The 19,801-nt window shown below is 66.2% G+C and carries 15 protein-coding genes and 1 riboswitch; of the genes, 2 read left to right on the top strand and 13 right to left on the bottom strand.

Annotated elements, in window-relative coordinates:
* Window positions 1-30 precede the first annotated feature (30 nt).
* Window positions 31-387, top strand: coding sequence for a hypothetical protein (locus tag K3U96_RS01250; protein ID WP_220691814.1), 357 nt, complete (start codon window positions 31-33; stop codon window positions 385-387).
* A gap of 10 nt (window positions 388-397) precedes the next feature.
* Here K3U96_RS01250 and glgX read toward each other — a convergent pair whose 3' ends face one another.
* The gene (gene glgX / locus K3U96_RS01255; protein ID WP_230982329.1) at window positions 398-2,509 is read right to left on the bottom strand and encodes a glycogen debranching protein GlgX; all 2,112 of its coding nucleotides are present in this window, start codon (window positions 2,507-2,509) and stop codon (window positions 398-400) included.
* A 186-nt stretch (window positions 2,510-2,695) separates the two neighbouring features.
* A riboswitch (cobalamin riboswitch) is annotated at window positions 2,696-2,904 on the top strand.
* A 110-nt stretch (window positions 2,905-3,014) separates the two neighbouring features.
* Here glgX and metE point away from each other — a divergent pair.
* Complete coding sequence (gene metE, locus K3U96_RS01260) at window positions 3,015-5,291, top strand: 5-methyltetrahydropteroyltriglutamate--homocysteine S-methyltransferase (protein ID WP_220691815.1); 2,277 nt, start codon at window positions 3,015-3,017, stop codon at window positions 5,289-5,291.
* On the opposite strand, the gene K3U96_RS01265 is transcribed toward metE, so the two are convergent.
* From K3U96_RS01265 to K3U96_RS01320, 12 genes are all read right to left on the bottom strand, one after another.
* Entirely contained in the window at window positions 5,288-5,839 is a 552-nt protein-coding gene (locus K3U96_RS01265) for an isochorismatase family protein (RefSeq protein WP_220691816.1), read from the bottom strand. The two genes, metE and K3U96_RS01265, sit on opposite strands and share 4 nt — an antisense overlap.
* 19 nt (window positions 5,840-5,858) lie before the next feature.
* A complete protein-coding gene (locus K3U96_RS01270; RefSeq protein WP_220691817.1) occupies window positions 5,859-7,157 on the bottom strand; it encodes a hypothetical protein in 1,299 nt (432 codons plus the stop codon).
* Window positions 7,154-7,546 carry a hypothetical protein gene (locus tag K3U96_RS01275; protein ID WP_220693353.1) on the bottom strand — a complete coding sequence of 131 codons (393 nt, stop codon included), beginning with the start codon at window positions 7,544-7,546 and terminating at the stop codon, window positions 7,154-7,156. Before K3U96_RS01275 ends, K3U96_RS01270 begins: the two co-directional genes overlap by 4 nt.
* Window positions 7,530-7,691: a hypothetical protein gene (locus K3U96_RS01280; RefSeq protein ID WP_165614079.1), complete on the bottom strand. Its 162-nt coding sequence runs from the start codon at window positions 7,689-7,691 to the stop codon at window positions 7,530-7,532. Before K3U96_RS01280 ends, K3U96_RS01275 begins: the two co-directional genes overlap by 17 nt.
* Complete coding sequence (locus tag K3U96_RS01285; RefSeq protein WP_220691818.1) at window positions 7,688-9,532, bottom strand: hypothetical protein; 1,845 nt, start codon at window positions 9,530-9,532, stop codon at window positions 7,688-7,690. Before K3U96_RS01285 ends, K3U96_RS01280 begins: the two co-directional genes overlap by 4 nt.
* Before the next feature lie 81 nt (window positions 9,533-9,613).
* Window positions 9,614-11,098, bottom strand: coding sequence for an aminotransferase class I/II-fold pyridoxal phosphate-dependent enzyme (locus K3U96_RS01290; RefSeq protein WP_220691819.1), 1,485 nt, complete (start codon window positions 11,096-11,098; stop codon window positions 9,614-9,616).
* Window positions 11,099-11,116: 18 nt separating this feature from the next.
* Complete coding sequence (locus K3U96_RS01295) at window positions 11,117-12,295, bottom strand: zinc-dependent alcohol dehydrogenase (RefSeq protein WP_220691820.1); 1,179 nt, start codon at window positions 12,293-12,295, stop codon at window positions 11,117-11,119.
* Window positions 12,296-12,519: 224 nt separating this feature from the next.
* Window positions 12,520-14,055 carry an HNH endonuclease signature motif containing protein gene (locus K3U96_RS01300; protein ID WP_220691821.1) on the bottom strand — a complete coding sequence of 512 codons (1,536 nt, stop codon included), beginning with the start codon at window positions 14,053-14,055 and terminating at the stop codon, window positions 12,520-12,522.
* Between the two features lie 79 nt (window positions 14,056-14,134).
* Window positions 14,135-16,300: an EspK C-terminal domain-containing protein gene (locus K3U96_RS01305; RefSeq protein ID WP_220691822.1), complete on the bottom strand. Its 2,166-nt coding sequence runs from the start codon at window positions 16,298-16,300 to the stop codon at window positions 14,135-14,137.
* A 35-nt stretch (window positions 16,301-16,335) separates the two neighbouring features.
* Window positions 16,336-17,253: an ESX-1 system-associated protein gene (locus K3U96_RS01310; RefSeq protein ID WP_230982330.1), complete on the bottom strand. Its 918-nt coding sequence runs from the start codon at window positions 17,251-17,253 to the stop codon at window positions 16,336-16,338.
* Between the two features lie 158 nt (window positions 17,254-17,411).
* Window positions 17,412-18,221 carry a PE domain-containing protein gene (locus K3U96_RS01315; RefSeq protein ID WP_220691823.1) on the bottom strand — a complete coding sequence of 270 codons (810 nt, stop codon included), beginning with the start codon at window positions 18,219-18,221 and terminating at the stop codon, window positions 17,412-17,414.
* 714 nt (window positions 18,222-18,935) lie between these two features.
* Window positions 18,936-19,796: an LLM class F420-dependent oxidoreductase gene (locus K3U96_RS01320; RefSeq protein ID WP_069403485.1), complete on the bottom strand. Its 861-nt coding sequence runs from the start codon at window positions 19,794-19,796 to the stop codon at window positions 18,936-18,938.
* Window positions 19,797-19,801 lie beyond the last annotated feature (5 nt).

The following is a 19,801-nucleotide window of genomic DNA, read 5'->3' on the forward strand; positions in this document are numbered from 1 at the left end:
GGTTTAACACCGCCCACAGTGGGCAACCGGATGGGCGTGCAACCCGATAACACCGAGTTCGACGCCTCGGCCAACGACACCGGCGGCGTCGAGGACACCCTGCGCCCGATGGAGGCGATGGATTCCGACGACGTCCGCAACGACGACGGCGACCAGGTGGTCGACCCGCCGGATCAGTGGGCCGCCGCCGACCACATCGCGGCCGAACCCGACGGTGAGTCGCTCGACGAGAAGCTGGCCGCCGAACGACCCGAACAGTCACCGGCGCCGTCCGCGCAGGGCACCGACGACGTCGACCACATCGACCCCGACAGCCACGGCCGCTCCGAGGGCGACGTCGACGGCACCCCGGAGGACGGCGACTCCATCTTCCCGGTCGTCGAATAGCCCTGCGGCGTCATTCGGTCGGTGCGTGCAGCACCAGCACCGACCGCGCGCCGACGCTGACCTTCGCGCCCGCGGCCACCTCGGTCCCTTGGATGTCGTCGTCGGCTGCGGTGTCGATGACGGGCAGCCAAGCCGCGGCGAAGTGCCTTGCCGGAAGCGCGAACTCGATCGGCTCGTGGTGGGCGTTGAAACACAGCAGGAATGAATCGTCCACCACCCGCTGACCCCGCACGTCCAGGTACGGGATGCCCTGACCGTTGAGGTACACCGCGATCGACTTGGCGAACCCGCTGTCCCAGTCCTCGTCGCTCATCTCCGACCCGTCGGGGGCCAGCCAGGCGATGTCGGGCAGGCCCTCGCCGCCGCGCCGCCGCACCGTGTCCCCGGAGAAGAAGCGTCGGCGCCGGAACACCGGATGTGCGGCGCGCAGGGCGGCCACCGTGCGGGTGAACTCCATCAACTCGGTGTCCGCGTTTTCCCAGTCGATCCAGGACAGCTCGTTGTCCTGGCAGTACACGTTGTTGTTGCCCTGCTGGGTGCGGCCGAGTTCGTCGCCGTGGCTGATCATCGGCACGCCCTGAGACAGCAACAGGGTGGCCAGGAAGTTGCGCTGCTGGCGGGCCCGCAACGCGTTGACCTCCGCGTCGTCGGTCGGCCCCTCGGCGCCGCAGTTCCACGACCGGTTGTGGCTCTCGCCGTCGTTGTTGTCCTCCCCGTTCGCCTCGTTGTGCTTCTCGTTGTAGGACACCAGGTCACGCAGCGTGAAGCCGTCGTGGGCGGTGACGAAGTTGATCGACGCGACCGGCCTGCGCGCGGTGTGCTCGTAGAGATCCGCCGACCCGGTCAGCCGGTAGGCGAACTCGTCGAGGGTCGCCGGCTCACCGCGCCAGTAGTCGCGCACGGTGTCGCGGTACTTGCCGTTCCACTCGGTCCACTGCGGCGGGAAGTTGCCGACCTGATAGCCCCCCGGTCCGACGTCCCACGGTTCGGCGATCAGCTTGACCTGGCTGACCGTCGGATCCTGTTGGACGAGTTCGAAGAACGTCGACAGCCGGTCCACATCGTAGAACTCCCGGGCCAGTGTGGAGGCCAGGTCGAACCGGAACCCGTCGACGTGCATCTCGGTGACCCAGTACCGCAGCGAATCCATGATCAGCTGCAGTGAGTGCGGATGCCCGACGTTGAGGCTGTTGCCGGTGCCGGTGTAGTCCATGTAGTAGCGCTTGTCGTCCTCGACCAGCCGGTAGTAGGCGGCGTTGTCGATGCCGCGAAAACTGGCCGTCGGCCCAAGGTGGTTGCCCTCGGCGGTGTGGTTGTAGACCACGTCGAGCAGCACCTCGATCCCGGCTTCGTGCAGCGCGCGCACCATCGCCTTGAACTCCTGGACCTGCCCGCCGGGGTTGGGGCTGGAGCTGTACTTGGAGTCGGGGGCGAAAAAGCCGATCGTGTTGTAGCCCCAGTAGTTGGTCAGGCCCTTCTCCAGCAGCGTGGAATCGTTCGCGAAATGGTGCACCGGCATCAGTTCGAGCGCGGTCACCCCCAGCGAGGTCAGGTGCTCGATGATCGCCGGATGCGCGACGGCGGCATAGGTGCCGCGGATCTGTTCGGGAATGTCGGGATGCGTCTGGGTCAGGCCCTTGACGTGGGCTTCGTAGATGACGCTGTCGGCGTACTCGTAGCCGGGCGGGCGGTCGCTGCCCCAGTCGAAGAACGGGTTGATGACGACGGACTTGGGCATGGCGGCCGCCGAGTCGTCGTCGTTGCGGCTGTCGGGTTCGCCGAAGGTGTAGCCGAACAGCGACTGGTTCCAGTCGAAGTTGCCGTCGATCGCCTTCGAATACGGGTCGAGCAGCAACTTGTTCGGGTTGCAACGCAGTCCCTCGGCCGGGTCGTAGGGCCCGTGCACCCGGAAGCCGTAGCGTTGCCCGGGCTCGATGTTCGGGATGAAGCCGTGCCAGACGAACCCGTCGACCTCGGGCAGCGTCACTCGCGACTCGGTGCCGTCTGCGTCGAACAGACACAGCTCCACCTTGTCGGCAACCTCACTGAACAGGCCGAAGTTGGTGCCGGTTCCGTCGTAGGTGGCGCCGAGGGGATATGCCTTACCGGGCCAGACTTCCAAGATTGCACGCTCCAGTGATCAGTTGACGGGACGATACGGGGAATGCCCAAACGCGGCGTATCGCAATCGCGGCGCTCCAACGTGAAGTTGTGCTCGAAAAACCGCGACAGATTCGTGCACAAGCTCACGTTCGACGGGCCGAAACCGTCGTCGGATAGGCTGAGCAGTGCAGTTGGTCTGTCGGCGCTGCAGTTTGGCGTCGGCATCGAGCGACGTACCTCTGACGGGTGCGTGGCGAGAGGGAACCCGGTGAGAATCCGGGACTGTCCCGCAGCGGTGTACAGGAACGACCGCCGTTAACAGCACTGGCCCACCGGGCTGGGAAGCGACGGCCAGTAGGGGCACTTCGGTGCGTGCCTGTGAGTCCGAAGACCTGCCGGCTGTGCCGGACGCGCCGCGTCCGGTGGTGCATCGCCTCGCGGAATGGGCAGTGGCCGAAGCGGTGCAGCCGCATTCGGTGCACGTCCCCTGGCGATGACCATCCCGCCGTACAGAGGACGTCGTCATGACCGCAACACCTTTCACCGCCACCATCCTCGGCTCTCCCCGCATCGGCCCCAACCGCGAGCTCAAACGGGCCGTCGAAAAGTACTGGGCCGGCGGCTGCGACCGCAGCGAACTCGAGTCGGTGGCCGCGACGCTGCGCCGCGACACGTGGGAGGCGCTCGTCGCGGCCGGTCTGGACTCCGTGCCGGTGAACACGTTCTCCTATTACGACCACGTGCTGGACACCGCGGTGATGGTGGGCGCGTTACCTTCTCGGGTGGCCGGCATCGAGGAGGAACTCGACCGCTACTTCGCGGCCGCCCGCGGCAACGAGGACGTCGCCCCGCTCGAGATGACCAAGTGGTTCGACACCAACTACCACTACATCGTGCCCGAACTCGGCCCGGACACCCGGTTCGCGCTCAACGCTGCCAAGGTGCTGGCCGAGCTGAAAGAAGCCACCGCGCTCGGCGTCCCGGCCCGGCCGGTCATCGTCGGCCCGATCACGTTCCTGGCGCTGTGCAAAGCCGTCGGCGGTGCCGGCGCTCCCATCGGACGTCTCGACGAGCTGGTCGCCGTGTACGCCGAACTGCTCGGCGAGTTGGCCGACGCCGGCGCAGCGTGGGTCCAACTCGACGAGCCCGCCCTGGTCACCGACATCCTCGGCGACACCGCGGAGTTGGCGCAGCGCACCTACACAACGCTGGGTCGCGTCACCGAACGGCCCGCGCTCTTCGTGGCCACCTACTTCGGCGAGCTGACCGACGCGCTACCCGCTCTGGCCCGCACGCCGGTGGAGGCGGTCGGCGTCGATCTCGTCGCCGGGGGAGTCTCCGCGGTGGCCGCGGTTCCCGAGCTGGCCGGAAAGACCTTGGTGGCCGGCGTCGTCGACGGCCGCAATGTCTGGCGGACGAACCTGCAGTCGGCGCTGGGCACGCTGGCGACGCTGCTGGGTCTGGCCGACCATGTGGCGGTCTCGACGTCGTGCTCGACGCTGCACGTGCCCTATTCACTGGAGGTCGAGGACGGGCTGGACGCAGACCTGCGCAGCTGGCTGGCCTTCGGTTCCGAAAAGGTCACCGAGGTGGTGGCGTTGGCGCGCGGAATCAATGCGGGACGCGAGGCCATTTCGGCCGATGTCGCCGCCTCCAACGCCGCGATCGCATCGCGCCGGTCCGACCCCAGGCTCACCAACGGGGATGTGCGGGCGCGGATCTCCTCGATCACCGCGTCCGGGACGGCGCGGGGACCGGCCGAGGCGCGCCGTGCCGCCCAACAAAAGCTACTGAAGTTGCCGGTGCTGCCGACGACCACCATCGGCTCCTACCCGCAGACCTCGGCCATTCGGGTGGCCCGCGCCGAGCTGCGGTCCGGCACGATCGACCGCGCCGAATACGAGCGGCGGATGAAGGCCGAGATCGCCGAGGTGATCCGGCTGCAGGAGGACCTCGGCATCGACGTGCTGGTGCACGGTGAGCCGGAGCGCAACGACATGGTGCAGTACTTCGCCGAGCAACTCGACGGCTTCTTCGCGACCCAGAACGGTTGGGTGCAGTCCTACGGCAGCCGCTGCGTACGCCCGCCGATCCTGTACGGCGATGTGGCGCGGCCCAAACCGATGACCGTGGACTGGATCAGCTACGCGCAGTCGCTGACCGACAAGCCGGTCAAGGGCATGCTCACCGGCCCGGTGACGATTCTGGCGTGGTCATTCGTGCGCGACGATCAGCCGCTGGCCCAGACCGCGGCGCAGGTCGCGTTGGCGATCCGCGACGAGACGGTCGATCTGCAGGCGGCCGGTATCGCGATCGTCCAGGTCGACGAGCCCGCCCTGCGGGAGCTGTTGCCGTTGCGCGCCAAGGACAAGGACGCGTATCTGCAGTGGGCCGTGGACGCGTTCCGGCTTTCGACATCGGGGGTCAGCGACACCACCCAGATCCACACCCACCTGTGCTATTCGGAGTTCGGTGAGATCATCGGCGCGATAGCCGATCTGGACGCCGACGTCACCTCGATCGAAGCGGCGCGCTCGCACATGGAGGTGCTGAACGACCTCAACGCGATCGGTTTCTCCAACAGCGTCGGGCCCGGTGTCTACGACATTCACTCGCCACGGGTGCCCAGCGTCGAAGAGATGGTGACGTCGCTGCGGGAGGCGCTGCAAGCCGTTCCAGCGGAACGGTTGTGGGTCAATCCGGACTGCGGGCTCAAGACCCGCAAGACCGATGAGGTGAGGGCATCGCTGCGCAACATGGTCGCCGCCGCGCACGAGGTCCGCAGGGCTCACGGTGGCTAGCTGACCTGCACGTCCGCCGCGCGCATCTCGTCGACGGCCTTGGCGCTCGAATCCGGTGCGACGCCTGCGGTGTAATCCAGCAGCACGCGGGTGGTGAAACCGGCGGCGGCGGCGTCTTTGGCGGTGGCCAGCACGCAGTAGTCGGTCGCGATACCGACGATGTCGACCGCGTCGACCCCGCGCTGACGCAGCCAGTCGGCGAGCGGGGTGCCTGCGTCGTCGACGCCCTCGAACCCGCTGTAGGCCGCCGTGTGGTGGCCTTTGTGGAACACAGCTTCGACGGCCGTGGGGTCGAGCTCGGGATGAAACTCCGCGCCCGCGGTTCCGGCGACGCAGTGCCGCGGCCAGGACGCCGTGTAGTCGGGGTCATCGGAGAAGTGCTCACCCGGGTCGACGTGAAAGTCCTTGGTGGCCACGATGTGTGCGTATCCGGAGCGGTCGGCGAGGAGCCGGGTGATGTCGCGGGCTACCTGGCTGCCACCGGCAACCTCCAGCGAACCACCCTCGCAGAAGTCGTTCTGCACGTCGGTGATGATCAACGCCCTCATACCGTCAACCGTAGCGCCGTTATCCGCCGAACAGCAGATACAGCCCGGTGAACGTATAGCCGACCATGACCAGCATCATCGCCAGCTGCCCCGTCAACTGGTGGCCGGCGGGCAACAGGCGCAGCGCGCGGTCGTGCGCGGCGATCACGCCCGCGACGTGGCCGGCCAGCACACAGCCGACCTTGATGGTGGCCAGCAGCGAAGGGTGAAGCGACAGTACGTAGTTGACGTCGCCGTCGAGCCCGAACAGCAGGATGATCGTTTGCTGGCCGCGTTCCACCAGGTAGGTCAGGTAGTGCGCGAACACGTAGCCGATCACGATCGGGATCAGCGAGTGCACCATCTGGCCGGGCAGCGCGCGCCGCTGTCTGCGGTCGACGCCGCCGGTGGCGATGGCCGCCAGCCAGAACGTCGCCGCGACCACCCCGACGAACAGCAGCAGGCCCGCGGTCCGGATCAAGGTGGCGCTCAGGGGGGATGCCGAGTTCTCGTCGACGAAGTCGCGCCAGCGTGGCATCGCCGAAAAGCTGTCGAACGCCGTCGATCCCAGCAGCACCGCCATGATCGCGACGGCCCCGGCTCGGATCGGCAGCGAAGGCAGGTGGTCGAACGGGTTTCCGATCGCGATGAGCCCGCTGCGCGGATCGCGCCGCCACGGCGACAGCCGCGACGCCACCACGCTGTACACCTCGAACGGGTCGGCCCGGCCGTACCAGCGTGGGCCGGACACGAGCCCACCGGCCAGCGTGACGACCACGTAGGTCAGCAGCCAAATTCTGATGGCGCCAAGCGATCCCGGGTTGGGGCTGGCGAGCTCCAGCCAGACGAACGCGAACAGACCCAGCGCGGCGGGCCAGTAGCCCAGCGCCGCCGGATAGGCGCGACCAAGCGAGCGCCAGCCCACCAGCCGGTGCACGGCCCGGACCGGAGAGATCGCCCTCCACACCGGACCGGCCACCAGCGACAGGGCCACCAGGCCGACCCACAGCAGTACGTAGAACACGCCGGGCAGCGGGTTGGCTGCGTCCTGGGGTCCGACAGTCGAAGCCACCGCCACCCACCCGGCGAACAGCAACCCGGCGAGCGCGGCCGCCCATCTGGTGACCGGCGCGTCGATCACCGTCGTCACCCGGCGCGGCAACGGGCGCCCGGGCTTGTCGGGATCGAAGCGCGGTTTGCGCCACGCGAACGCGACGACGGCGAAGGTGAACGTCAGCGTCCAGGCCGCGCCGATCAGGGCGTAGGTGTATGGGATCGGCAGATCAGACGAGCCGCCAAGGCCGTGCGCCAGTACGGCCAGCGACGGGCCGGTGCTCACCGCACCTGGATAGTCGCGACGGTCTTGTGCGCGTCGTGCAACTCCACGTCGACGCGACCGGGCACGTCGACGGTGAACTGGAAGGACTGGCCCGGCTCCGGCTTGATCTGGAAGGTGTGCTCCGGGGTGGAGTGCACGTGCAGTTCGTCGGGGGCGTCGCTGCTGACCCGGACCACGACCGGTTCGCCGACCTTCGCCTCCAACTGGGCGTTGGTGGGATCGACCTGCCCGCCTTCGATGCTGATGTCGAGGGTGACCCGGTCGGTCGGGCTGACGCCTGACGTCGGCGGGGACGTCTCCTCCGCGGTGCCGCTGTCTTGGGCGCCGCATCCCGCGGCGACCAAGGCTGCGGTGGCCAGGACGGCAAGTGCCTTACGACTGATCACGATCCTCCATCGTTGTTTCCGGTTTGCGACGGTTCTTGACGGTGATGTACACGACGACGGCGGCCACCACGATCGCCGGCGCGAACGCCGGCACGGCCAGCCAGATCGAATGGTCGGCCAGGACGACGACGTCGGGGTCGTTCGTCATGCCCGAACCGTGGGTCGCAACTCTGCCTCGCTGCCCGTCGGTTCGTATTTGTTGATCCGGCCGGCGCCCCAGGTGACGCCGGCGACCATGACCAGCGTGCAGACCAGCACGACCAGGCAGCCGATGAGCCACAACGCCTGGGGGATGTCCGGGCTGCGCTCGCGCTGCAGGATGGTGATCTCGGCGACGAACGGGCGCGTCATCGTGGCCTCGGCGGGCACCTCCTCCGCGCCGATGCCGGGATCGCCGGCCAGATAGATCGGAACCGCGGCCAACGTCTTGCCGTCGTGGACCCGCAGCAGCGTCTTCCACGATCCGGACACCGGCATCGGTTTGGTCGAGCGGAAATGGCCGGGACCGACCGCGTCGAGGTGGTCGATGAAGAGCCCGCGCTGGTTGGCCAGACCGCCCTGCCAACCCAGCACCGACACCCAGTTGGGGTTCTCGCTGATCAGGTTTGCAGGGGTGAGCTGGACGTCCGCGATAACCTGCCGTTGGTCGCCGACACCGGGGGCTTCGGTGAGCGTGATTGTGGCGGTGGCGCTTTCGGGGACGTTGTAGCGCAGGCCGTTGGCCGTGGCGGCGCCGATGGCGACGACAGTGAGCGCGACCAGTCCGATCCCGATGGCGCGTTGCGGCAGCCGTTGACCGCAGAGCACCATGCCGAGCATCGCGCCGCAGCCGCCGGTCAGCACCGCCACAGGAACCGCCATCGCCAGGCCCTCGGGCCACAGGCTGGTCTCCCACGGGTAGGGGTAGACGGCGTTGATCCACAGCGATTCCAGCCATAGCCCGACGGTGCCGATGGCCAGACCGCTGACCAGGCCGAACATGATCGGCCGTTTCAGCAGCGGCGTCAGCGCGATCAGTTCGACGAGCACCGCCGCGCCGAGATAGAGCGGGAACCAATTGTGCGGCGCGTCCAGCACCGGTCCCACCGCGAGAGAGACCAGCCCGCGCAGCCCGATCGCGAGCAGCGCGGCGATGATGGCCGCCCCGCGGCCCATGAAGAGCCGCGCACCGACCAGGGCGAAGGCGGCCGCGGCGGCGATCAGCATGGGCTGGAACACCTGACGGAACTGCTGCACGCCGAAGTCGTACTCGATCTGGTAGACCGACATGCCGATGAGCACCCCGGCGAAGGCGAGGTACTGGATGAACTTCAGGCCGATGCCGTCGGGAGGCGTGTCGGCACTGGCCACCCGCCGGCCTTCATGCTCCAGATACAGGGCCGCCAGGGTGGAGAACCCGGCGCCGCCGATCATCATCAAATGCGTTGGGCCCCAAAGGGTGACATCTTGGCCGAAGATGCGGTGCCAGATGTCGTCGAGCGGGAAACCCATCAGTGCATACAGACCGCACCCGGCCATCACGAGGCCACCGACCGGGGCATACCAGTTGTCGGTGATCCGGACCGCAGCCGGCCCGGGTTTGTCGTCGGCCCCGCCGAGGGGTAGCACCACCGCCAGGCAGCCCGCGACGAAGATGAAGAACAGGCCGGCCAGGATGAAGTAGTGCGCGGGGTTCGCCAGCGGGCCCTCGTCGCGGCCCGCGCCGATGTGCAGGCTGACGTCCCAGATGAAACCGAACAGCGCGCAGATGATCGCCGTGATGAACACCGCGATGGGCAGCGCCACCCACGGCGGGCGCTTGAAGCGGCGCCCCGACCAGTCCGCGAGGCGGGTCAGCCAGGTGATTTTGCGGTTGCGGTGCATCCAGCCGATCCACAGCAGCAGCGCCGTCACCACGACCGCGAAGATCGACAAGCCGATCACTTCGTTGAGCGCGGCACCACCGCCCTCGTCCTGCGCAATAAAGAAAATTTCCGTCGTGCCGGTCATGTGCCCCACCCGGTGAATGTCGGAGGAAACTTCTTACTGACCGGTAATGTTGCCAGAATTTCGGTCGGCCAAACCAGGTCCTCAGGCGACCACCCGGAATGTCTGCAGGGTCGGGTCGGCGGCGTCGGGGAGGTTCATACCGGCTCGCAAGCCTGACCGCAGATAGTCGATCACGGTGTCGTTGAGACGCTCACCGGGGACGACGGCGGGTATGCCCGGTGGGTACGGGGTGATCTGCTCGGCGGCGATGCGGCCGTCGGCCTTGTCGGCAGGCACCGCTTCGGTCCGGCCGAAGAACGCGTCGCGGGGCAGCACCGCGGTCTCCAGCTCGATCTCCGACGGCGATGGCAGCCGCATCCGTGGTGGCTTGTCGAAGTCGTTGGCGGCCTTGCGCCACGCCCACAGCGAGTCCAGCAGGCGTTCGCAGGTCATCTTGTCGTCGGCGAACGACACGGTGGCCAGAATGCGGCGGTGATCGCTCATGCCGAGATCGATCTGACGGTGTGCGCGCAGCCAGTCGGCCACCTGGTAACCCGACGTTGCGGTGGCCGACACGTCGATCAGCACCTGGAGGCGGTCGAGGTCGTGTGAGGCCTCGATGCCGAGAAGTTCGTCGTCGAGCACCTCGACGCCGGGGATCAGCTCGATGTCGTCGCGCAGACCGCGGGCCAATTCCATTGCAGCGCCGAGGAGGTCGTGGCCGTGCTCGACCATCTGTCTGCGCCAGCCGTCCATCGCGGCGTAGATCGGCACGCTGGGGCTGGTGGTCATCAGCAGGTCGGCGCAGGCCGAGAGCCGGGTCTGGTCGATCAGATCGCCCTGGAGGTGAAACACCGAGCCCTGTTCGAACCCGGCGCCCATCTTGTGCACGCTGACCACGCAGACGTCGGCGCCGGCGTCCATCGCCCACGTGGGGAGGTCTTCGTGGAACGGCAGGTGAGCGCCCCATGCCTCGTCCACGATCAGCGGCTTGCCGCGGTCGTGGCACACCCGCGTGATACCGGCGAGGTCGGCGCAGGTGCCGTAGGGGCTGGGGCTGACGACGAGGGCGCCCGCGGCGTCGGGGTGGGCATCCCAGGCGCGTTCGAACTCGTCTGGCGACGGTGGGTGGGAGATGTGCCGGTCTGGATCCCAGCGCGGGGTGACCCAGTGCGGTTGAACGCCGGAGAAGATCAGGCCCGCGACGATGGATTTGTGGCTGTCGCGAGGGACGATCAGGCTGCCGCCGCCCGACGATGCGGCGGATTGATCCGGCCCACCGGCGACGGCCATCATCGCGGCCTTGACCGACAGTGAGCTGCCGCAGGTGGAGAACCAGGCCACCTTCGCGCCGACGGCTTCGGCCATCAGATCCTCGGCGTGCTGGAGATATTTGTGGCGGGAGCGGCGATCGTCCAGGCCGCCGTTGGCGAGCAGATCGTCACGGAACGCTTCGTGGCCGAGCACGGCGAGCACGCGCTCGTCGACGCCGCGGCCCTGGCGGTGACCGGGCGGGCTGAACCCGTAGCGGTCACGCTTGCGGTAGTCGACCAGAGCATCCAGGAGCGGTGCTTCGGATTGATCCATGCGTGCCGAATACCCCGATTAGGGCGTGAGGACCACCTTGACCATGCCGTCCTGCTTCTTCTGGAAGCTGGCGTAGGCGTCGGGGGCGGCGGCCAGCGGAAGGCGGTGGGTGGCGAACTGTTCGACGCCGAGCGGGTCGTCGGCGGTGAGCAGCGGCATGATGTCGGGCACCCAGCGTTTGACGTTGGCCTGGCCCATCCGGAGCTGAATCTGCTTGTCGAACAACGTCATCATGTTGATCGGGTCGGCCGCGCCCCCGTAGACGCCGGACACGGAGATGGTGCCGCCGCGACGCACCAGGGAGATGGCGGAGTTGAGGGCGGCGAGGCGGTCGACGCCGGCGTGCTTCATCATCACCCGGCCCACTGGGGAGGGCAGGAAGCCGCTGGCCGTCTGGGCGGCTTCGGCGATCGGGGAGCCGTGTGCCTCCATGCCGACTGCATCGATCACGGAGTCGGCGCCGCGGCCCTGGGTATGGCTCTTGACGATTTCGGCGGCGTCATCTTTGCGCAGGTCGATGATCTCCTCGCAATAATCGCGGGCGCGGTCAAGACGCTCGTTGACCAGGTCCACACCAATCACCTTGCAGTTGTTGCGATGTGATGCGATCCGGCATGCCATCGACCCGATCGGGCCGAGGCCGAGCACCACCAGCGTGCCGCCGTCGGGCACGTCGGCGTACTCGACGCCCTGCCAAGCGGTGGGCAGGACGTCGGACAGGTAGACGTAGCGTTCGTCGGGTCCGTCAGCCGGCACCTTGATGTGCGTGTACTGCGCCTGCGGGACGCGCAGGTACTCGGCTTGACCGCCGGCGACCTCGCCGTAGAGCTTGGAGTAGCCGAAGAGGGCGGCGCCGGTGCCCTGGTCGCGGTTCTGGGTGGTCTCGCACTGGCTCTGCAGGCCTTGGTCGCACATGAAGCAGTGCCCGCAGGAGATGTTGAACGGGATGACGACGCGGTCCCCAACCTTGAGTTCGTTGACGTCACGACCGACTTCCTCGACTACGCCCATCGCCTCGTGCCCGAGGATGTCGCCTTCGCCCATGAACGCGCCGAGGACTTCGTACAGATGCAGGTCGGACCCGCAGATGTTGGTGCTGGTGACGCGGATGATCGCGTCGTTGGGTTCCTTGATCGCCGGGTCGGGCACGGTGTCGACGGAGACCTTCCGTCGTCCCTGCCAGGTCACTGCGCGCATGGGCGTCCTCCTCGTGGTCGTATTAGGGCGTGCCCGCTGAGGGGGGAGCCAAACCTTGAAGATGGGGTTCAGGGTTGGCGCGGGACGTGTCGGAGCTCGGTGACGGGCGGGATATTGCATCTGCCCGCAGCGGCGGCGCGGTTCCCCGGCGCTTCAGGAGGTTTGAACGGCGGGCTCACCGCGGGGTGGTGAGATCGCGGCCAGGAGAGGGCGACCCGCGGCGGTTAGAAGTTCGGCGGTGGGGTTGTCGCGTTGAGTTTGCGTTCGGCGTTGATGCGTGCTTCGTTTTCGGCGGCGCGGGTGCGTCGTCGTCGTGGCATCTTCAGGGCGCGTTGCGCCGAGCGTGGGGGTGAGTTGGCTGGTGGTGGTAGATCAGCGGTGGTGGTGTGCCAGTGCGGGAAGTACAGCCGGCTGGTGGGCTGGGTGCGGTAGGTGTGGCCGCTGGGTGCGGTCCAGATGATGGTGCCATCGGGGCGTTGTTGGTCGCGCCAACCGCAAAACGTTTTCAGTAAATGATGAAAACGGCACAGGCATTTCAGGTTTGAGGCGTGGGTCGGCCCAGGCGGGTACGGGTTGGTGTGATCGACGTCGCAGCATTGGGCGGGGCGGTCACAGCCGGGAAACCGGCACGTCATATCGCGCAGGCACACGAAGCGTTCACAGGACCGTGAGGGGCGATACCGCGGCTCGGTGATGTCGGGAGGCCGATACAGGTTGCGCACCGTGGCGCCGTTGTTGATCAGCTCGGCCAGCAACGCCGGTGGGAGCACCCCGCCACCGACAATCACCGCCGTCGAGGCCGGCTCGGCCTGCGGCGGTGAGCCCGACTCGTCGGCGACCGGCGCCGGCTCGGCGTGCGGCGTGGGCGCCTCCTCGGTGGGCGCGGCTGGTATGGGGGTTTCGGTGTTGGTGTTCGGGTCGCGGGACAGAGCCGCGGTGGATTTGGTGGTGTTGGTGGGGGTGGTGTCGGTGATGACGTGGATGACGAACGCGGTTGCGCGGGGGTCGTCTTTATCGGCCCACGGGCATTGTGGGCCGCCGCATTGGCAGGCCAGCTGATCGGCCCCGGCGGCCAACGCGCCCAGCGCCGCGGCCCGGCGCTGCCCCTGATTGCGCGGATCGCCTGCACACACTCCGGCGATCATCTGGGCCAGTCGCCGTTGGAGCAACTCGGCATCGGTGGCCGAGAGTCGCCCATACACCGAGGCGGTGCCGGTGGCGTCATCGGGCTTGCCCACCTGCACATCACACTGACGCGCGGCGTCATGAAACCGCCGTCGCGCATCAGGATCGTGGGTTTCCACGATCGCATCGATGGCCAACTCCAGGCGCTGCTGGCCCAACGCCCCCCACGACGCGGCACGCTGGGCGATATCGGCATCCACGGCAGCCAGTGGCTCTTCACCCAGCACCAGATGGGTGCGCCAGGTGATCGTGGCGATCACCTGGGCGTTGATCGCGCCCGCACCGAACAACGCGGCCACCTTGGGCAACCGCTCACGCAGGGCCAACCCGATGGCCATCTGTTGGCCGGCCCGATACCGGCTGATGCCCATCGCCGCGGCGACCTCGGCGGCCGCGCACTCCCACCCATCGGCCACCCAGTGCTGGCGCTGCTCATAAGACTGTCTCGCGCGAGCGGCCAACTCACCGATCGCCGCCGAGCGCCGCGCCGCCGTAGCCGCCTCGCTACGCGTGCACGCCGCGATCTCGGCGACCAACTCCGCATCGCCGGCGGACCGAAACCCAGGATCGAACATCGATTCGATCATCGCAGACAGGTACGACAAATCTGAGCGTCATCCCCAGGCGCGCGAGAGGAGTTCTGCCGGTCTCGGGTCAGACGTTGGCGCTTGTTGCGATCGCGTCCGCCATGAGGACGGCCAGGTGCTGCCAATAGATCCAATCGGCGATCGCGGCGCGTTGCTCGGCTGGCTCGGTCGCGATGTGAGCGCGATGAAGGGCCAATTCCTGCGCGTGCTCGGCGTAGGTGACGAAGGCGTCCAGTTGAACCTGTCCTCGATCCGGCGCGTTGCTCAGTAGCGGTCGGAAAACTTCGAACCACAACGCCGACCGTTGATCGTCCGGCGCTTCGGTTCCGACCCGTGCTGGCGGGAGTACGTCCGAAAGACCGCCGCCACTGAGGGCGGCCAGTTTGACGGCGGCGTCGGCAGCGATTACTTGCAGTCGGTGACGGCCCGTCATCTGTCCGCTCTCGGGGATGTCGTCGGGTCGCAGAACCATCGTGGGTGCGCCGGGGTCGAAGCCCTTGAACTGGTCCTCGGTCGCGATGACCGCTCGCAGTTCGGTGTTGTGGTGTTGTGCCCAACCATGAAGGGCCAGAATCGGATACGTCGCCCATGTGCCACGAACAGTGGCGGGGATGGACTCGTCGGCCGTTGCCATTTTCACCTGATCCGGCAGGTTGACGTTCTCGGGTATGTAGCCAAGACCGTAGTTGTTGGCGACGACGATCGTGCCGTCCTTGGCGAGGCCGGTGATCCAGAAGAACCCAATGTCGTTGACGCCGACATTTAGTGCGGCAGCAATACGGTGGGCAATCTGCGCAGGATCGGTTGCCGAAGGGCGCCGAAGCGTTGCGGCAGCGATCGCTTCACGCTGCGCACGCGCTGCCGAGACAGGTACCGGTGCGGGTGCGCCGACGGAGCCTGAGCCTGCTGACGCCGCGGCCGGAGCGACGCTGGGCGCGGCTGAACTTGGGGGAGCCACGGGCGCCGCCGGCGGAGGTGTAGCGGGCGGACCTAACGGAACTGCGCCACCCGGCGGGGCGCCACTGACGGAAGGAGGTGCGACAGGGGCTGGGGCAGTGAGACCGGGGCTCGGCCCGGCAGATGAAGTTGGCGCGGGCGGAGTGGAAGCGGTGGGGGTATCGGGTACCGATAGCGCAGAGAGTGGTTGCGCTGCAGGCGCAGTCCCTATTGGTGGTGATGCCGGCTGCGGTGGTGGAATCGGTGCCTGGCCAGCGGCTTTCGTCGCGGCATCCGCCATCGAACGTTGGAACTCGGCCAGCTGCGCTTGATTGGCAGCCGCCGCAGCGGGATTCGCCGTACTCGGTGCGCTGGGTGTAGAAGGCGATGGCGCGGAGGTGCCGGACAAGGGACTCGTCGGCGTGTTGATGCGTGGCGCTGATGGCGTAGCGGGAGCGGTCGGGGCGCCGGGAATCACGGGCGTGCCAGGATATGTGGGAGCGGCAGGTGGCGGTGAAGGACTTTCTCCCCCGGCCGGGGGAAGCGGCGGGGCTTCGGCGCCGGATGTTTCAGAAGTAGCTTCGCTGATTGGTATGGTAAACGGTACCTCGGTGACAGGAGGGTCCTCCGCTTCTGTGATGTCCGAAGCCGCCTCATTAGTAGGAGTAGTGCCGAGTAGAGCTGCTGGCAATGGGTTTTCGGCAAACTGCGTCCCTGAAGTACTCTGGTTGCTCGCTAAGATGAACCGAGTCTGATCTGACGAGTCATTCACCGGATTCACCGGCGTCTGCGTTAACCCACCGTGACCCTTATCGGGCCCCATTTCATGCAGCATTGACGACGGCGTACCCGAGACGCGTGTGCCGGCCGCCGCAACGATCCCGATGTTTTCACTGCGAATCGCATCCACACCAGAGTCGATTGCTGCTGCTTTCGCGCCCTCGGGTATATCGGGATGGTTCTGGATGAAGTCAAGAACTTTGTTTGCCGCCTCGACATTGCTGATGATTTGACTCTTCGCGTGGACCACCGCAGCGATCGAGTCAGTAAAAAGCTTTGCGGCCGCATCGAGGCTTTCAGTTACTGACTCTAAATCTGTGATGCGACGGTCAAGCGCGGCGCTAGCGAATGCCGCACTCTTCCCCGACCACACGCCGACCCCGGCGAATAACCGAGTGCGCTCCTTGCGAGCGACGTCCAGTTGCGCTTGAACCGAATGGGAAACTGCGGCGAATGCATCGGCACAAGACTGAAGGACTTCTTCGTCGACCTCGGGCCAAGCCGGGGGAGTCGTCAAACCGTATGGATCAGGTGGCCGGCCGATACCCATTTTCAGTCCACTACTGCTTGGCAAGCTTCATACAGGGTTGACGTGACCCGTAAAGATGCCGTAGCGAGAAACGAATCTGCGGGTGTGTAAGTGGGCAGAGCTTGCGCGTATGCCCTGCGGTATTGCGCGGCGAAAGTGGCGAAGTCTTGAATGACCGGGTTGGCAGTAGTCCGCCCGGTCTCCTCAATATCCCTGGCGAACCTCTCCATCACAGGTATTACCGCGTCGATCACTGCACGCTGGTTTGGCGTCCAATCAGAGGCTGGGATACTTGATTCAAGCGCTTGCCAAGCTTTCGTATTAGCGTCGAAAGCATTGAGCAGGCGGTCCCAGGCGGCGCATGTCGGGTCGGGTTCGTCCATGAATCGTTGAGGTTCATTTGGATCCGTCAATGGTGCAAACTGTGACGGGGCCGGAGGCGGGGGAATGAACGGAGCTCTCGCTTGTGCAGATTTCCATTCAACGGCGGAGCACACGTAGGTCAACGCGCCAGATATGGTGATGACTGCTCCCGAGACGTGATTGTCTCGAGGCGTGTAGGAGGGGATCAGGTCACTGTAAGCACGTGCATACGCGATAAACTGTTCATATAGCTCGCGCATCACTCGGTGGGGCGTCAGCTTCGCTAGCGGTACAGTTTGTTCGGCTGCGGAACGTGCTGCGTGGCCAACTTCCTCGTATATGGCGCGCTGATCGATTGTCCATTCCTCCGCCGATATCGCGGGATCTCGTTTGTTCCAACCCATCTTGGTGGCATCAGCGAAGCCGTCGGCAACAGGCCTCCAGGCGGCACATGTGGGGTCTTCGGTGATGATGTTCGCGGGGCCCTTGTCGTCGGCGCTTGCCAGGCCAAAGGTGTTACCCGAGGGATTGGGGCCGTTGCCGGTATCATCCCTTGTCACCGAGATCGTCACTGCCACAGTCACTCCGATGACTGCTATCAGAGCTAGTCCGCCGAGCGTCCACTTCCAGCCGTTGCCGCGCTTCTTCGGCGGCGGACCCGGTGACCACTGCTGCTGCGGTGGCCACGGCGGCTGCTGCGGCGGATACGGGGGGCCTCCTGGCGGTGGCGAAAAGCTCACAACGCAATCTCCGGTGCCGCTCCAGCCGGCCGTGTCGGCGCCGGCTTCGGCGGTGCCTCAGGCACATCTGGCTCCGCTTCCTGTGCACGCGGCTCGGGTGCGCGTTCACCACCACCCGTGCCCGGCGCCGCCCCCTCGACCGGAGGTTGCTTATCTTCCTCTGGCCGCTTCTCGTCCGCGACCTCTGTCGACTTCTCTTCTCGTCCTTCGGATTTGAGCTCGTCCTCGGCACCGGACATATCCGACACCTGGCCGACCTGCTGCATGGCGCTATGCAAACCCTGCATCATCGCCGCCGGAATCGCCCCCGCCATCCCCGCGATCTGCATCGGTACCTGAGCCGCCTGCTGCGCCAATTGCATTGGCATCTGCATCATCTGGCCCATCTGTCCGGCTTGGTCAGCGGCACCAGCACCGGTTGATGCCGCGGCACCCTGAGCCGCCGTCGCACCTGCCGCGCCGCCTGTGCCCGCGCCACCACCACCTGTCGACCCGGTTTGTGCTCCGTCGAACTCGCCCAGCCGCTTGAGAATCTCCTCGGCGAGCTGTCGGTCCGTTGCGTCATACATGCCCGCCGCGGCCAACACGTTCTGCGCGTACTGCCGCAACTCTTCTTTCGTCACCGGCAACTGGGCCAGCACGGGATCCACCACTTCGGCGACCTTGCCCGCGATCGCAACCGACAACGCATCGCCACCAGGCGGGCTGAACGCCGTCGGCGGCGGTGGGATCGCGGCCGCGAGCGCCTGCAACCTGGCTCCAGCCTCAAGCACCAGCGGCGCATCGATCCGCAAAGTCTCGGTCATTTGTCACTCCACTGCGGCCGGCTCGGCGCTGATTGGTTGGCAAGCCCCTCGGGCATCACCACGCAAATGCTACCTGAACAGCAACCCCGCCAATCGCATGAATTTGGGCTGCCAGCCCGATGGCAACATGACCAAAACAAGCCCTGTCTACCAGGCAAAAGTCTTGAACAGCCACGTCGGGGAGTTATCCAGTCGATCGGCTGCAATCACCGACTGCCAAGGAAAAGCCCACATGTAAAGCCACGTCAGCAAACAACTGCACGCCAATTACGGCCGAGCGCCCCAGCATGGCCCGCCGGGGCATCACGGTCGACCACGCCGACCGGCAGAGCCCAATTTCACTTCAGTCACAACTGTCCCAATAAAAACATCAGATGATATCTCGGCGCGCCTCAGACTGTTTGCTTGGCCTCCGTTATCTAATGACTCCATGAGGGCGCTGCGGTAGGGTGGGGCCCTGATCAGCTATCTGTATCGACGCAGGAGTTAGTTCCGTGTACCTCAACCCAATCTCTCGGTCACGGGTGAGTCGAATCGCCTGGTCACTTTTCCGTCATCCCCTGAAGAGCCGCGGTTTCCCTGCGAAGGCCGAGCGGCTGATCACTGCCGACGAACTTCTTCGGTACGGCATCTAGCGAACTCGGTTCCCATAGACCCGTCGCAGCGATGGTCGGGTAACGGCTCGTTTGCCGAACCGTTATCTGTTCGTGATCGTCACGGTTCTTTGCTGTCCAGCAGACCCGACGACCTGATTTCCTGTGCCAGCGGCTCCAGAACTGAGGGGTCGTGCGGCGGCGGCAGGTACACGATGGCCAGGTCCAGCCCCTCTTTCCCCAGCGCCGCGGCCTCCTCGATCACCGCGCCGTAATTGCGTTCCGGATCCAGCCGGACATGGGCTGACAGCATGATCTCGCCGGGATCGCGGCCGATGTCCGCGCAGTGCGCGGCCAACACATCGCGCTTGCGTGCGAACAACTCGGGCGGTCCACCGACGAAATTCCAGTGCTGCGCGTATTTGGCCGTGATCTTGAGGGTGCGTTTCTCCCCGTTGCCGCCGATGCAGATCGGCGGATGCGGCTGCTGCGGACCCTTGGGCTCGTTGCGCGCGTCCTTCAGTTGGTAGTACTTGCCGTCGAACGTCGTGGTCTCCTGGCTGAGCAGTCCGGTGAGCACCTCGCACGCCTCCTCGAAGCGGTCGAGACGTTCTTTGATGGTGCCCAGCTCGATGCCATATGCGCCGGACTCTTCTTCGTTCCAGCCGGCGCCGATACCCAGTTCCAGCCGGCCGTCGGAGACGATGTCCAGCGACGCAGCCATATTGGCGAGCACGGCCGGATGACGATAGTGGATGCCCGTCACCAACGCACCCAGCCGCAACCGCTTGGTCGCCTGCGCCAGCGCCGTCAGCGTGATCCAGCCTTCCAGGCACGGCCCGGTCGAGTCGGAGAAGATCGGATAGAAGTGATCGAAAGTCCAACCGGACTCGAAGATCTCGATGTCGTCGGCGGCCTGCCAGACCGCGAGCATGTCTGCCCAGGTGGTGTTTTGCGGGGATGTCTTGAAGGCGAATCGCACTCCAC

Source organism: Mycolicibacterium holsaticum DSM 44478 = JCM 12374 (assembly GCF_019645835.1).
GTDB lineage: Bacteria > Actinomycetota > Actinomycetes > Mycobacteriales > Mycobacteriaceae > Mycobacterium > Mycobacterium holsaticum.